This is a genomic window from Embleya australiensis (genome assembly GCF_051903075.1).
Taxonomy (GTDB): Bacteria; Actinomycetota; Actinomycetes; order Streptomycetales; family Streptomycetaceae; genus Embleya.
Genome location: NZ_CP182422.1, coordinates 56,482 through 70,899 on the forward strand (window position 1 = coordinate 56,482; position 14,418 = coordinate 70,899).

Annotated in this window: 13 protein-coding genes; 2 read left to right on the forward strand and 11 right to left on the reverse strand. The window is 69.8% G+C overall.

What is annotated here, in order from left to right; translation table 11 throughout:
• Positions 1-221: 221 nt before the first annotated feature.
• The 3 genes from ACMXN5_RS00210 to ACMXN5_RS00220 form a co-directional block, all read right to left on the reverse strand.
• Positions 222-3,803, reverse strand: a complete 3,582-nt coding sequence (locus tag ACMXN5_RS00210) for a DEAD/DEAH box helicase (protein ID WP_439673384.1) — start codon at positions 3,801-3,803, stop codon at positions 222-224.
• Between the two features lie 240 nt (positions 3,804-4,043).
• Positions 4,044-4,520, reverse strand: a complete 477-nt coding sequence (locus tag ACMXN5_RS00215) for a hypothetical protein (protein ID WP_439673385.1) — start codon at positions 4,518-4,520, stop codon at positions 4,044-4,046.
• Positions 4,521-4,596: 76 nt separating this feature from the next.
• Entirely contained in the window at positions 4,597-5,475 is an 879-nt protein-coding gene (locus ACMXN5_RS00220; protein WP_439677920.1) for a LysR family transcriptional regulator, read from the reverse strand.
• An 87-nt stretch (positions 5,476-5,562) separates the two neighbouring features.
• Here ACMXN5_RS00220 and ACMXN5_RS00225 point away from each other — a divergent pair, with 87 nt between their 5' ends.
• Positions 5,563-6,288 carry an SDR family oxidoreductase gene (locus ACMXN5_RS00225; protein WP_439677921.1) on the forward strand — a complete coding sequence of 242 codons (726 nt, stop codon included), beginning with the start codon at positions 5,563-5,565 and terminating at the stop codon, positions 6,286-6,288.
• A gap of 505 nt (positions 6,289-6,793) precedes the next feature.
• On the opposite strand, the gene ACMXN5_RS00230 is transcribed toward ACMXN5_RS00225, so the two are convergent.
• Positions 6,794-7,279: an IS3 family transposase gene (locus tag ACMXN5_RS00230; protein ID WP_439673386.1), complete on the reverse strand. Its 486-nt coding sequence runs from the start codon at positions 7,277-7,279 to the stop codon at positions 6,794-6,796.
• 31 nt (positions 7,280-7,310) lie between these two features.
• Positions 7,311-7,682: a transposase gene (locus ACMXN5_RS00235; protein ID WP_439673387.1), complete on the reverse strand. Its 372-nt coding sequence runs from the start codon at positions 7,680-7,682 to the stop codon at positions 7,311-7,313.
• Here ACMXN5_RS00235 and ACMXN5_RS00240 point away from each other — a divergent pair.
• Complete coding sequence (locus ACMXN5_RS00240) at positions 7,638-8,141, forward strand: beta-eliminating lyase-related protein (RefSeq protein WP_439673388.1); 504 nt, start codon at positions 7,638-7,640, stop codon at positions 8,139-8,141. The two genes, ACMXN5_RS00235 and ACMXN5_RS00240, sit on opposite strands and share 45 nt — an antisense overlap.
• 361 nt (positions 8,142-8,502) lie before the next feature.
• Here the strand turns inward: ACMXN5_RS00240 and ACMXN5_RS00245 are convergent, their stop codons facing one another.
• The 6 genes from ACMXN5_RS00245 to ACMXN5_RS00270 all read right to left on the reverse strand — a co-directional run bounded on the left by ACMXN5_RS00245 (position 8,503) and on the right by ACMXN5_RS00270 (position 14,396).
• Positions 8,503-8,868 carry a tetratricopeptide repeat protein gene (locus ACMXN5_RS00245; RefSeq protein ID WP_439673389.1) on the reverse strand — a complete coding sequence of 122 codons (366 nt, stop codon included), beginning with the start codon at positions 8,866-8,868 and terminating at the stop codon, positions 8,503-8,505.
• 112 nt (positions 8,869-8,980) lie between these two features.
• Positions 8,981-10,585 carry an amidohydrolase gene (locus tag ACMXN5_RS00250; RefSeq protein ID WP_439673390.1) on the reverse strand — a complete coding sequence of 535 codons (1,605 nt, stop codon included), beginning with the start codon at positions 10,583-10,585 and terminating at the stop codon, positions 8,981-8,983.
• 21 nt (positions 10,586-10,606) lie between these two features.
• Positions 10,607-12,055: an APC family permease gene (locus ACMXN5_RS00255; RefSeq protein ID WP_439677922.1), complete on the reverse strand. Its 1,449-nt coding sequence runs from the start codon at positions 12,053-12,055 to the stop codon at positions 10,607-10,609.
• Positions 12,055-12,579, reverse strand: a complete 525-nt coding sequence (locus ACMXN5_RS00260; protein ID WP_439673391.1) for a flavin reductase family protein — start codon at positions 12,577-12,579, stop codon at positions 12,055-12,057. The genes ACMXN5_RS00255 and ACMXN5_RS00260 overlap by 1 nt, the downstream gene beginning before the upstream one ends.
• Positions 12,566-12,946, reverse strand: a complete 381-nt coding sequence (locus ACMXN5_RS00265; protein WP_439673392.1) for a cupin domain-containing protein — start codon at positions 12,944-12,946, stop codon at positions 12,566-12,568. Before ACMXN5_RS00265 ends, ACMXN5_RS00260 begins: the two co-directional genes overlap by 14 nt.
• Positions 12,939-14,396 carry a 4-hydroxyphenylacetate 3-hydroxylase family protein gene (locus tag ACMXN5_RS00270; protein WP_439673393.1) on the reverse strand — a complete coding sequence of 486 codons (1,458 nt, stop codon included), beginning with the start codon at positions 14,394-14,396 and terminating at the stop codon, positions 12,939-12,941. The genes ACMXN5_RS00265 and ACMXN5_RS00270 overlap by 8 nt, the downstream gene beginning before the upstream one ends.
• Positions 14,397-14,418 lie beyond the last annotated feature (22 nt).

Genomic DNA, 14,418 nt, shown 5'->3' on the forward strand with positions numbered 1-14,418 from the left:
GACCGATCAACTCCCGTGCGCGCTCGGCCGCTTCTCGGGAAAGCGTGATGCGGACTTCGGCGCCGGGGGTCGTGTCGATGCTCATCCGGCGGACGTTATCGGCGTCCAGCGACATCGAGCCGATGACGCCATCCGGGGCGGCGCCGCCGGAAGGGTGTGTACGCCATCCGTCACCTGCAGCTTCGTTCCCTTTCGCTGGGGGACGCTTGCGGGGCGGCTGGTCATGTGGTCGCGCGGTAGGCGATGAGCCAGCCGGTTCCGGTGTGGTCGCCGCGGCGGGTACAGACGGCCGCGCCGCGGCGCCCGGCGGAGGGATCGTCGTCGCGGGGGTGGGGGTAGCGCAGTTCGGTGGCCTCGCCGGTGTGGATGTGGGTGGTGAAGGCGGCGCCGTCCCACAGGTGGACGAAGGCGCCCATGGGCGCGGTGGTCACGATTGCCCCGGTCGGTGTCGACTCCAGGACGGTGTGGCTGGTACGGGCGTTGAGCAGGGCCGTGTACTGGTCGGGTTCGAGTCGGCATCCGTTCGGGGCGCGTCCCGACGGCCAGTCCGGCGCGGTGATGCCGCGGGAGGTGGCGGCTGTCCACATGTCGGGGACGCCCCGGGTGGCGTGCAGGGGGGTGGCCATCTGTTCGCACATCCACAGCAGGCGGCCGGCTCCGCGGCCGGGCCCGAGGGAGCGCCACCGCACGCGGCGTCCGAGGTCGGCGGCGGTGACGACGGCCCAGGGGTGCAGGGTCGCGCAGGTTCCCTGGGCGCCGAGCCAGGCGAGGTAGCGTTCGGCCTCCTCCAGGACGGGGGTGAGGTTGTCGGTCGGGATGCCGGCGACGGTACGGGAGGGTTTGCGGAACACGTGGGGGCTGGCGGCGACGAGCATCAGGGCGGCTTTGGCAAGGTCTCCCGGTTCGAGGGAGGGTTTGGAGGCGAGGCCGGTGCGTGGTGGTGCCCATGCTCCGAGGTCCTCGACGAATCCGCGGGCGTGCAGGACGCGCAGGACGGCGACTTCGGCGCGTTCGTTGGTGGGGGCCTGTTCGAGGCCGGGCAGCAGGATCGCGGCCAGGGTGATCAGGAGGTGTTCCGCGTCGTCCGCGGTCCGGGGCACGGGCATGGCGGTGACGGCCCGGCGCAGGCGGTCGGCGGTGGTCGCGGCCACCATCATGCGGCAGGTGAGCCGGCCGAGGTCGGTGGCGGCGAGGGCGTCGTCTCCGCGCGGTCCGGGTTCGCGGTGCAGGAACTCGCCCTCGATGAGGAAGTCGATGGCGTCGCCGAGGAGATCGGGATCCTCGCCGTCCTGGTGGTGGGCGAGGGTCTGGACCCACCAGGCGTCGGCTTCGCGGACGGTGCGGACGCGTTCCTGGACGATCTCGGCGAGGACCTGGTCGGGAAGGCTGTTGCGGATCTGGGATCGCACGGTGTAGCCGGCGGCCAGGCGGGCCTGCCAGATCGGGCGTTCGCTCTCCTCGGTGACGAGGTAGGCCGAGCCTTCGGTTTCGCCGGTGCCGACGCGTCCCGCGCGTCCGAACATCTGCTGGACCATGGAGACTTCGACGCGGTCCAGGCCGACCTGGGTGTCGCGGACGACGACGGCCCGGGCGGGAAGGTTGACGCCGGCGGCGACGGTGGAGGTGGCGACGAGGACGTCGATGTCGCGGGCTCGGAAGGCGCGTTCGGCGTCGTGCTTGTGCGGCCAGTCGCGGTAGTGCAGGCCGACGCCGGCGTTGCGGCACAGGTCGTGGACGCGGTCGGTGTCGTCGACGTCGATGCCGGTGGTGGGTTGGCCGCGGCTCGCGGCGATGGCCAGCGCGGTGGTGCGGACGTTGCGTTTGCTGCCGCAGAAGACCAGGACGCTGCCGCCGTCGCGGGTGACGGTCTCGGTGAGGCGGGTCGCGACGCGGGTTCGGGCGAGTTGTCGGGTGGGGCGGTCGGCGGCGAGCGGGATCATGGGGAGTTGCCAGACGAGGCGGGTCGGCCGCCACGACACCCGGACCAGGGCCGCGCCGAGCCAGTGGCCGATGTCGTCCGCGTTGGAGACCGTCGCGGACAGGCCGACGATGCGGACCTGGTGGGCGACGTCGCGGACGCGGGCGAGGAGGGCTTCGAGGACGGGGCCGCGAACGGGGTCACCGAGGAGGTGGATCTCGTCGACGATCAGGCAGCCGACCTCGGCGAGGACGTCGCGCAGGGACGCGGTGCGGCAGATGGCCTCGAACTTCTCGGTGGTGGACACCCACACGTCCGCGTCGCGGATGGCGCGGGCGTCGGTGGCGTACTCGCCGGACAGGCGGGCGACGCGGATGCCGTGGCGGCGCCAGGCTTCGAGGTCGCGGTCGAGTTCGTCGGTGAGGGAGCGCTGCGGCACCAACCACACGGCCTTGCGTCCGCGTTCGTGGGTGTGCAGGGCGGCGACCATGCCGATGGGGGTCTTGCCGGCCCCGGTGGGGGCGACGATCAGGACGTGGCCGACGGTGTCGTCCAACACGACGGGCACCGCTTGGAGCTGCGCCGGATTGAAGGTGGGGTGGGGCAGGAGTCGGGCCCATGCGGCGGGGACGAGTTCGGCCACGGGTGCCGGCTCGGGGACGTTCTCGGGATCCTGGGGTGTGAGGCTTTCCCAGACGGCCTCGAAGACGTCGCGGGCGGCGTGCGCGCCCGGGCCCAGGACGGGTGGGCGTTCCTCGCCGTCGGTGACGGAGGGTGCGAACACCGCGGGGCGGGCGGCGAGTTCGACGAGCGTGCCGTGCGTGTCGACGGTGCCGACCGTCTCGTCCTCGACCCAGTAGGGCACGGAACGACTCTGCGCTCCGCGGGCGTCGAGGTGCGCGCGCAACGGCGCGTACTCGTCGCCTTCGGGGAGGATCACGCGCACGTCGGTGTCGGGAGCGACGTGTTCGGGCAGTCGCCACAGCGGGTCGGTGACCTTGCGCCAGTACAGTCGCCGGGTCTCCGCGGGGGCGTGCGACGGCAGGTCCGCGGGCCACACGCCGGGCCGGTCGATGCGGCGGGCGGGTGGGACGTGTGTGCCGCGTACCGGAACGACTGCGGCATCGGCGTGGTCACCGCGCGGGCCGGGCACGCGTACGTGCGGGTCGGCGGCGGGGTGGGGCTCGGCCGGGGTTGCGGTGGCCGGGGGTGTCGCTTGTTTCATCAAGTCGCGGGAGGAGATCCCCAGTTCCCGGAGAGTGCTCGCGGCGGGGCAGCTGGGGCAGACGACGGCGATGTAGCGTCGGGTCTCCCCCTTCGGATCGACGTACGGTTTGCGCAGGGTGTGGGTGACGCCCGCGCACATGGGGCACCGGAACTCGACGCGCCCTTCGTAGGACCAGCCCGGCTCGTTCATGCGCGCCGCGAGGCCGCTCGTCGCGAGGGTGGCCCGCCAGCGCCGTGCGACGATTCCCGCCACGGTCGAGTCCGACTCGGTTGAACCGTGGGGGTGTTCGGCGGGCGGCGCGGGCGGGCCCCCGGCGGTGACGGGCGCGGTGGCATCCGCTCGAAGGGCGAGATGGCGCCGCTCGTTGTGGTTGCTCACCCTCTCGGCGCCGTCGACTCCCACGCAGGGCTGCCCGACGGGGGCGTCACAGTAGGGGCAGGCGACGGTGGCCCTGACCCGCTGCCGGTTCTCTTCCAACGCCTTCTTGCTCAGCCTGCCCCGGAACGGCGCCGGGCGGACCGGCGCGGGTCCGGCTTCCGGCGGCCGGTGGGCGGCGCACCAGCCGTTCGCGATCGGCACCAACGCCCGGCACTGCAGCCCCCGGGCCGTGGTACCGGGGCACCGCTGGACGGCTTCGTCATCGGTGGGTGATGTCACGAACACATCATGGAGCAATCGCTCGGCGCCCGGCTCCCGCCGTGTGGGGGGTCGTGTCGACGACGAACGCACCATCAAGGGTCGAAGTTCGGGACGTCCACGCCGTTGCAGTTCGCCGGCGAGGGTGTCGGCCTGCGGGCGGGCGATCTCGCGCACGGCGCGGGCGGCGTCGTGGACAGCGGCGAAGTCGAGCAGGTCGAGCGCTTCGCGGACGTCGGCGGCGGCGTGGGTGACGGTGATTCACGCCTCGCGCAGCAGCAGCGCTGCGGCGTCGACGGTTCGCAGCCGGGTCTTGACGGCGCGGTGGGATGACTGGCGCGCGAGGTCGGCCATGAGCAGGTCGAACACCTCGATCGCCTCGTCCGCGGCGGTGGCGCGCATGGTCGCGGCGAACGCGACCAGGATGGCGGTGCGCCGGTCGGGGGTGAGGTCGACGACGGCCTGGGGGCGGGCGGTGCAGGCGTAGTGGGCAAGGTGGTGCAGACGGCCGGCGGGTATCGCCGCGAGGTTGCGTCCGTGAGCGCCCAGCGCGTCGGCTTCGAGGTAGCGGTCGAGCACCTTGCCGACGCCGGGGCCGCAGACCTCGCGCGGCGAGTGGCGCAGCCGGCCCAGCTTCGGGGTCCGCCGACGGCCCTCCACCTGCAACAGCGCTTCCCGCGCGGCGTGTTCGTCGGCGGAGGCGGGGGCAGCGACGAGCAGCCGCCCGGTGCGGCGCACGACGCGTTCGCGAGGTTAACGATATAGCTCTGGTTGGCCCCCGTTGACCATCCGCGAAGTCGGGTGGCGAGGAGGTTCAGGGCTTGGGCGCAGTTGGTGGTGTGTTGCGAAGCTCGGCCGCGGCTCGGGCCAGTGCGGCGAGGGCCGGTGAGTGGTGGCCGGCCGGCCATGCGAGCACGGTGGTGATGTCCGGGGCGTCGACGACGGGCACCGCGACATGGTCGGGCCACTGCCAGGCGCGGCTGGAGGCAGGGATGACGAGCAGGGTCTTGCCGAGCGCGACGAGCTGGGCGAGCTGTGACTGGGTGTGCACCTCTGGCCCGGGGCCGTCGGGGTAGGAGCCGTCGAGCCGGGGCCATCGGGCGATGGGAAGGTCCGGCACGTTGCCGACGTCCGCAAGGGTGAGCTGGGGTCGTGCGGCGAGCGGGTGTCCCGACGGGAGGAGGGCGACTTGGCCTTCGGTGCAGAGGTCTTCGGTATCGAACCCGGCCAGGTCGTCGACCGGCCGGTGCATGAGGGCCACATCCGCGCGCCCGCTGCGCAGGAACCGTGCCTGCTCACCGACCTCGCAAAGGACGACTTCGACCGGTGCCGTATCGGTGTCGGCTGCCGACGCGGCGAGCAGCCGTTGCAGCAGCTCGTGTGATGCGCCGGCTTTCGTCACCAGTACCAGCGGCCGCTGGAGATCCGCTGCCCGCCGGGTCCGGCGCGCGGCGGCCGCGACCGCATCGAGGGACACCCGGGCTTCGCGCAGCAGGACACCGCCGGCGCCGGTGAGGGCCACCCCTCGTCGGTCCCGGTCCAGGAGCTGGACGCCGAGCCGACGTTCCAGCTGCCGGATGGCACGCGACAGCGGTGGCTGCGCGATCCCGAGCCGCTGGGCCGCGCGCCCGAAGTGCAGCTCCTCGGCGACCGCAACGAAGTACCGCAGCTCACGGGTCTCCAGGTCGTCCATGCGCATACCCTATCCACCTTGTGATACCCGCCGGGTATCACAGCGTACTTGATCGATATTGGACGAAACGAACGCCGCGCGCTGAGCATGGGCAGCGTGAACAACACCAGGACAGCGCTGGTCACCGGCGCGAACAAGGGAATCGGCTTCGCCATCGCCAAGGGTCTCGGAGCCCTTGGCTTCACCGTCGCCGTGGGGGCGCGTGACGACGCCCGACGCGAGGAGGCCGTGCGGCGGTTGCAGGCCGCAGGCACAGATGCGTTCGGAGTCGCCCTCGATGTCACCTCCGACGCCAGTGTCGCCGCAGCGGCGGCGAGCATCGAGAAGGAAGCCGGGCGACTCGACGTCCTCGTCAACAACGCAGGAATCTCCGGGCGGTTCGAGGACGGGGCGCAGGACCCCACGACCCTCGACCTCGACGTCCTGCGCACCGTCCTGGAAACGAACGTGTTCGGGGTTGTACGGGTGACGAACGCGATGCTCCCGCTGCTCAGCCGTGCCGCCTCGCCCCGGATCGTCAACATGTCCAGCAACATGGGCTCGCTGACGCTGCAGACCGGCCCGGTCATGGCCGCCTACGCACCCTCCAAGTCGATGCTCAACAGCGTCACAGCCCAGTACGCCCGCCGATTCACCGACACGAACATCATCGTGAACGTGGCATGCCCCGGGTACGTCGCAACCGACTTCACCGGATTCGCCGGGGAACGAACACCCGAGCAGGGCGCCGCGATCGCCCTTCGCCTCGCCACCCTGCCCGACGACGGCCCCCGAGGCGGCTTCTTCGACGACAAGGGAGCCGTCGCCTGGTAACCCAGCGCGCGCGAGAGCGCCGAGGTGGCGGTGGGCACGCCACGCACCCGCGGCTGCGCAGGTGAGAACGGCAACTCACCTATAGAGCCAAACGTCGGTCGGTTCGACTGCCTCCAGGTCGTCGGCGCGGGTGCCGCTTTCCTGAAAGTAGGCCTGTTGCAGGCCTGCGGCGACGATGCGCTCCAGCTCACGTAACGCAAAACGCGAGCCCGCCCGGGAACGAGAACGGCCGAGTCCGGATGGCCCCTCGATATCCGCGCATCGCGCAAGATCGCGCGGACGTCCGTGGACTCTCGCCGGGCGAAGATGACCGACTGCCGGTACCGGATGAAACGGTGAGCGGATGCCACACATCCCGAAATGGGTCTTCCGCGACATCCTCATGGCGAAGCGGCTCGAGGATATCGGCCCCGAGGCAGCCCGCGCGAAGGCATGGCCCCGACCTTGCGGCTGGGGCCATGCCGCCGTGGAACCTCGACGAGCATGAAGAGATCCTCCTGACCTCTCACTTGGTGCGCGAACGGCTGCGCAGGGAGCTCCCCGAGCCGGAGAAGCAAGGCAGCCGGTTGTATGTCCTCGGATTCCAGGGCCTGCGCCCCGTGGTCAAGGTGGGATCCACCGCCCACCCGAACCACGTCCGCACATATGTCGGGTCGGCGACCCACAGCCGGTCCGGGCCGTCGGAGGTGAACCGGCGGTCGACCGGGTCCGGCGGGCGCGGCGCGGCCGGCTCGGGGACGGTGGTGCGGCGGCGCCGCCCGCGGATGACGCCCTCGATGCCGAGTTCGCGCATCGGACGTTCGACCGTGCAGCGGGCAACCGTTGTGCCTTTGCGGTGCAGCGCGCGAGTGATCCGGCGGGCGCCGTAGGTGCCGCCGGAGTCGGCGTGCTCGGCCTCGATCAGCCGCACGAGCTGCTCGTCACGCAGCCGGCGGGCGGACTTCGGGCGCTTCTTCCGCGCGAAATACGTCGACGGCGACAGGTCCGGCACCCGGCATACGGGATCGACCCCGAGACCTTTGTCACGCAGGTGGTCGATCACCTGCTCGGCCTTGACCGGGGACGTCGATCTCCTGGGCAAAAAACACGGAGGCGGCCTTGAGGATCTCGTTCGCCCGACGCAACTCGGCGACTTCCTTGCGGAGTTGCCTCGGCTCGTCCTGTTCGCCGGTGCTCAGCCGGTCGTCGCGTTCACCCGCGTCGGCCTCGGCCTGGCGGACCCGGTTCCTCAGGGCCTCCTTGTGGATGCCCAGGTCCCGGGCGACGTGGGCGACCGGACGCCCGGACCTCGCGGACCGCCCGTTCCCGCAACTCGTCGGGATATTTGCGTGGTGCCGGCATGGTTCGTGGTGCTCCTTACGCCGGGCACCATAACCCGGCTTCCAGGACTCCACAAAACTCAGAGCAGCTCAATCCGCGCCCGCGTCGAACAGGTCGCCTACCTCGGACAACGGCTCATCGACGCAGGCGTGCCCGTGGTCCGCCCCCTCGGCGGACACGCCGTCTGCCTGGACGCCGGCACCATTCTCGGCCACATCCCCCAGGCCCTGTTCCCCGCGCAAACGCTGGTCTGCGAGCTGTACCTGCGCTCGGGCGTACGCGGCTTGGAACGAGGCATCGTCTCCGCCGGACGAAACCCCGCGACGGGCGAGAACCGTGCCCCCGCTCTCGAACTGGCCAGACTCGCCATTCCCCGCCGCGTCTACACCCGCAGCCACCTCGACGTCGTCGCCGACGCCGTGATCGCCCTCAACGAACGACGGCAACAGGTCGACCACGGCCTGCGCTTCACCTACGAACCCCCGCACCTGCGCTTCTTCCTCGCACGCTACGAACCCGTACCCCTGCCGTGAACCGCGCCGCGGATCAGCGCGGCCGACCCGGGGTGGACCGCCGCGAGCCCCACAAGACACCGGCGCCCACGTCCACCGCGCCACGGGCTGGTGCAGCACCGGGCGTCAGGTCAGCTCGCCGCCGACCGCGGTCCGGCAACACCGTTTCGTCTATTCGGTGCGGTCCGGCCCTTCCCCGGCCAGTCTTCGATAGATCTCATCGAGTCCCGCAGCCCGCCGGGACTGGGCGAACTCCCCCAGGGAGCACACCGCGCGGTCGGACTCGGAACGGGACTGTGCCAGCAGCTCCGTGAATTCGGGCCTCCTGCTCACGAGGCGTTCCAGGACCTCCACCAGCCGCCGTGCCACAAGCGGGGCGTCCTCAAGCCGTCCTGCCGTTGCGAGACATACCCCGCAGATCCCTCAGCGAGCCGGCGAACCGTCCCAGGTGGGCGTCCTTGTCCTCGTCAGCCGGCCGCTCATAGGTGGCAGCGCCCCATTGGCCACTGGCGACTGCCGCATCGTGACTGCCTGTTGCGACCTGGATGTCGGCGAGGTTGTGCAACGCCGCGGCGAGACCGGACCGGCAGCGGTCGTCAGCGTCGACGAGTTGCTCGTAGAGCTCGACGGCCCGTGCCAGAGGCCTGACTCCATCCTCGGGACGTCCCAGGCCGAGGTGAATGTCGCCGAGTACGTGTAGCGCGTAGGCGAAGTTGGTGCCGTCGCGAATGAGATCGAATCGAGGCATGGCCTCGCGGCCTCCCGCGCCGCTGTAAGGGCTGCGTCGGGTCGACCGAGGGCGGCCCGGATCCGACTGAGAGCGATTCCGGGCCCGAGCTCCGGCAGATCTTGAGAGCTTCCTAGTCAGAAGCAAGATGGACGAGTTGGCCCTCGACGATGGTCGCAGCGATCGGGGCGAGCGCGAACTCGTCTGGATCGGTGCTGAGTGGGTCTGCGGTGAATGCGGTGAAGGAAGCACGGGCGCCGGGTGCGATCACTCCGGCAGTTCCGGCTTCGCCTTGGGAGATCGCGGCGTGCGTGGTGTACGCCTCCAAGGCCATCCGCGCAGTGACGGCCTGCTCGGGTCCGATCGGATCCTGCTCGGGGTGGCCACCGCGGCGGCGTAGTCGCGCGGCGCTCAGGATTGCTCGCGGGTCGAACGGGGCGACGGGCCAGTCCGACCCGAATGCCACCACGGCGCCGGCGCGGCGGATGTCGCCGAAGCGGAACCCGTGGGCGGCACGTGCCGGGCCGAGTCGCTGGGACCAGGCATCCGAGAAGTCGGCGCTGTTGAAGTCGGTGCAGTGGGTGGGTTGCACGCTGGCCACCACGCCCAGGTCGGCGAACGTCGGGATCAGGTCGTCGGGGATTGTCTCGATGTGCTCGATGCGGTGCCGTGCTCCCGAGTCGAGCGGCGCCGCACCGGACAGGGTCTCGAGAGCCCATCGCACTGCTGCGTCACCGATGGCGTGAGTCGCCGTGGGTACGCCATGGTGTGCGAGGAAGTGCACCGCGGCGCGATATTCGGTCGGGTCGGACCAGTTGGGGGCATGACACTCGCCGCAGCTGTCGGGCTCGGTCAGCCAGGCGGTGCCACCCTCGACGGTCCCGTCCATGAAGAATTTCGCGCCGTCGACCTTCCAACGACGTCCCCGGAGTCGCTGCTGTTCGAGGACGTGCTCCCATGTGGTGACGCCGCCACCGGGTTCGACCCAGGGATGGAACCGCAGCCTGAGCGGCAACTCGCCCGCGGCTTCCAGCGCGGTGACGAGCTCTGCCGAGTCCCCACTGAAGTCCATCGCGTTGCCGGCGGTGATGCCGACCGACGCCATCGCCTGCAGCAGGTCGCCGAGTCGCCGCCGGCGCGTTTGTGGGGATTCTGCCGGCATGACCGACTCGACCAGGGTCATCGCCTCGAACTCCCGCAGGTGTCCGTTCGGTGTGCCGTCGTCGTCACACACGATCATGCCGCCGGCCGCGAACTCGCGCGAGCCCGTGATCTTCGCCGCGGCCAGGGCCGCGGGGGTCGCGATGGCCGAGTGCGCATCGAAGAGGGTGACGAAGGCGGGTACGTCCGGTCCGAACGCCTCGATGAGGAGCGAGTTCGAGATGGGTTCGCGGCCGAAGACGTTGGGGTCCAGTCCCCATCCGCGCACCCAAGGCCCGTCACCGCGGTTGGCGTGCAGGGTCTGGATAACCTCTGCGACCGTGGTGGCGCGGGTGAGGTCGATTCCAGAGGTGAGGCCGAGCCCGTACACCGGGTGGAAGTGTCCGTCGATCAGCCCGGGTGTCAGCGTCGCGGGACCGAGGTCCAAGACCTCGGTCCGGCTGAACTCGTCGGCCAGCCGGTCGTCGCCGACGGCAAGGATCTTGCCGTCGGCGACGACCACCATGGTGGCCGGGGGTGACGCCGGCCCCATGGTGTGGAGGCGCGCGGCCCGAACGATCAGATCGGCAGTCGCCATGATCGGATTCCTGTTCTCGGGTCAGTCGGTGTTGCGGGTTCCCACGGCTGCGTACGCCTCGGGTCGTGTCTTCTTCAGGCGCGACGCGACGACGACGCCGAGCACCACGGAAATGGGAGCTACAGCCATGATGGCGAGGTTCACGCCGCTGGTTGTCGGCGTGGAGCCGGTCAGCAGTGTGATGTTCTTGGCCACGAGGACGATCGCCATCAGCATCAGGGCGCTGCCGACGACCGGCGCGACGACCACTCGCCAGGCAGTGTGGCCACGGCGGTCCTTCCGGAAGAACCGCACGACGGAGACACCGACCAGTGCCTGCAGCAGCAGGATTCCGAAGATTCCGGGCGTGTTCACCCAGATGAGCAGTTGGGTCAACGGGTCGAGCTTTGCGACTGCGAAGATGATGACCACGAGCGCGGCGAGCACGCTCTGCCGGCGGCCGGCGATGTACGGCGCGAAGTAGCGTGGGTGGAGCCTGCCGAATGTCGGCGGGAGAACGCCTTCGCGGGACAGTGCGTACGCGTAGCGCGTGATGGCGTTGTGGAAGGCGAGCAGGCTGGCCAGGATGCTGGTGATGATCAGGACCGACATGACATCCACGGCCCAGGTCCCGACGTACTGCTCCATGGCGTCGAAGAAGAGCCCTCCGGCGAGGGTGTTCGCGACGTTCACCGCGTCTGCCGGACCATAGGCCTGCACGATGATCCAGACCATGAACGCGTAGAACAGGCCGAGGAAGGCGACGGCGGCCAGTGTGGCGCGCGGGATGGCCCGGTCGGGGTCCTGGGATTCCTCGCGGTACAGGGCCGTGCTCTCGAAGCCCATGAAGGCGGCGAACGCGAAGGCGAGCACTGCTCCCATGGAACCGACCGCGACATGCTGTGGCGCGAACGAGGTGAAGGTGATGCCATGGGGGTGCCGCCACAGGATCGCGACGGCCAGAACCACCAACACCGCGGTCTCGAGGGCAAGCAGAGCGATCAGGAACTTCGCGCCGACGTCGATCGACCGCGACCCGAGCTGCCAGATGATCACCACGCCCACCAGGGCCCACAGCCACCAGGGCAGGTTGATGCCCGCCAGCGTGTCGAGGGTGGTGTCGGTGAAATAGCCCAGGGCGCCGAACATGCCGATCTCGACGACGTTGTACGAGACCAGGGCGACGACCGAGGACACCACTGCGGGCCCGGAACCGAGGCCTTTGGCGATGTAGGCGTAGAACGCACCCGCATTGCGGATGTGTTTGGTCATCGCGGTGAAGCCGGCCGTGAAGATCGCGAGCGCGATCCCGGCGAACAGATAGCCGGCCGGCGCACCGATTCCGCCGATGCCGACAGCCAGCGCGCCGACGCCGGCCATCACGAACAGAGGAGCCGCGGCGGCGACGACGAAGAAGGTGATCGCGGTGGCGCTGAGATTGCCGTGCAGCGTCTGGGCCGACGTGGACGGGGTGGCTGTTTGCGGTGTCATCAGAACCACCAGGGGATCTCGTCGTGGCCGAAGTCGTGGAAGGCGCCGAACCGTCCGGCGTTGAAGAGGAGCGGAGATCCGTCACGGAACCTGAGGTGCTCGACGGTCCCGAAGACCACCGTGTGGTCGCCGACGTCGTGGGCGGCGTGGACGCGGCACTCGGCCTGGACGAGAGCGTCGGAGATCAGGGGCATGCCGAACGGCCCGAGGTCGTGCTCGATTTCCTCGAAGCGCGAACCGCCTCGCGTCGCGAAGTGCCGTGCCGCCGCCTCCTGCCGTGCGGCGAGGATGGAGACCGTGAATCGACCGGCTCTCTGGATGACCTCGGTGGTGCGGGATCTGTGGGTCAGGGAGATCATCAGGATGGCCGGGTCGAGGCTGATCGAGGTCAGGGAGCTGATCGTCATGCCGCACCAGTTGCCCTCGCCGGTGCCGGTGCTGACGACAGCGACACCGGTGACGAACCGGCCCATGGCGGCTCGCATGCCGACTGCGGTCGCGGGAGTGAAGTCAGGAAGGGTCATGGCCATACCTGACTTCGAACGTGGTGACGCCTTCGTCGCTGCGCCACGGTCCGTGCGGCATGCCGGGGGGCCGGCAGGCGTAGTCGCCGGCGGAGAAGGTCCGGTTCAGCGTCAGGTCCACGAAGGAGCCTTCGAGGATGTAGACCTCTTCCCAGAAGTCGTGGCGCAGCTGCCCCATGGGGGAGGAGTCCGCGCCGGGTTCGTAGCGCAGGATCCGGGACGCGAAACCGGTGTCCGGGTCGCGCGACAGGATCCGTTCCTTGATCAGCGGGTTCCCTCCGTCGCACGGGGTGTAGTCGACATCGGTCACCGCGAAGAACTCGTACTCGGGCTTGGGCATTTCCGGGTCTCCCAACAGTTCACGCATCGACCGAGTAGCTGTCCAGGAAGTCCTGGACCGACTTCAGGGCACCGTCGTAGTCGTAGTTGCGGTAGGTGTAGACGCCCTTCACCACGAAGGGCGCACCGGCGTAGAACATCTCGTACTGCTGGTGGCGGCCGGCGAACTCCGAGCCGAGGATGTCCCAGGCGAGTTTGAACAGCTTGACCCGCTCCACCGACGGGACGCCGGGCGACTGTACGTACCGTGCGATGTCGGCCCGGCTGACCTCGCTGGTGAGGTCCCTGACGCTGGAGGGCAGTTGCAGGACGCCGCCGCCGACCAGGTCGCGCAGGATCGCCAGGACGCGTGGGTAGGTCTCGGACTGCAGTCCCATCGCGCTGTAGAGCAGCTGGCGGTTCGGCAGCCATTGACCCTGAGCGTCGGGTGCCGCGGTGTACTCGGCCGCGAGCACCGCGGACTGGACGCCGCTGACGACCGCGGCGAGTTCGCCGAGCTTCTCTTGGACCGAGGGAATCGCGTCCACACCGTTGACCTGGGTGACCCGGCGGGCCACGCCGGCGATGAACTTCAGCTTGGTCGCGAGCCGGATCTGGGCTTGCCAGTTGCCCAGGACGTGGGCGCCGGTGTCGAAGAACTGCTGCCGTACCTTCGTGGTGTCACGATCGACGAAGACGCGGTCCCACGGCACCAGGACGTCGTCGAAGACGAGCAGCGCATCGGACTCGTCGTAGCGGGTGGTCAGCGGATAGTCGAAGGAGCTCGTCGCGCCGGTGACGTACGGACGGCGGCAGTACAGCTTCAGGCCGGTGGTGTTCGTCGGGATGATGAATCCGACGGCGAAGTCCTTGTCGTCGGGGCCGAGCGGTTTGATGCAGGAGACGAAGATCTCGTCGGCCACCGCTCCACCTGTGGCGAGCATCTGGGACCCGCGGACGACCAGGCCGGCCTCGGTGGCCTCGACCACACCGGCCTGCAGGTATTCGCCTTCCCAGCCGGAGGCCGTGGTGGCGCGGGACACCTGCGGCGGGATGATCGCGTAGGACACGTACAGGTTTTCGTCCAGCAGCCGTTGGTAGTGCGCGCGCGCGTTCGCGGCGAAGTCGTGTGTGCTGCCGTCGATCTCGAAGACCTGGCTGTTCGCGGCGAACGAGGCCAGGAACGTGCCGACGTGGTCGGGGCTGCGGCCGACCCAGCCGTGGGTGTGGGCCGCCCACGTCTCGATGGCTGTTCGCCGTGCCCGCAGTTCCTCGAGCGAGCGCGGAACGCAGAAGACGCGGTTTGCGGCCCGGCCGGTCTCGGGGGCGGTGTACTGCATCACCGCGGGCTGGTCGTTGGCGATGTCGAACAGTTCGGCGATGGTCTTGGCCATCGGGGCGAACGCGGGGTGGTGGGAGACATCGCCGGCGATCTCTCCATCGAGGATGACGGTGCGGCCGTCGTTGAGTGAGGCCAGATATTCGGTACCGGTACGCATGGGAGGTCTTCTCGTTCGTAAG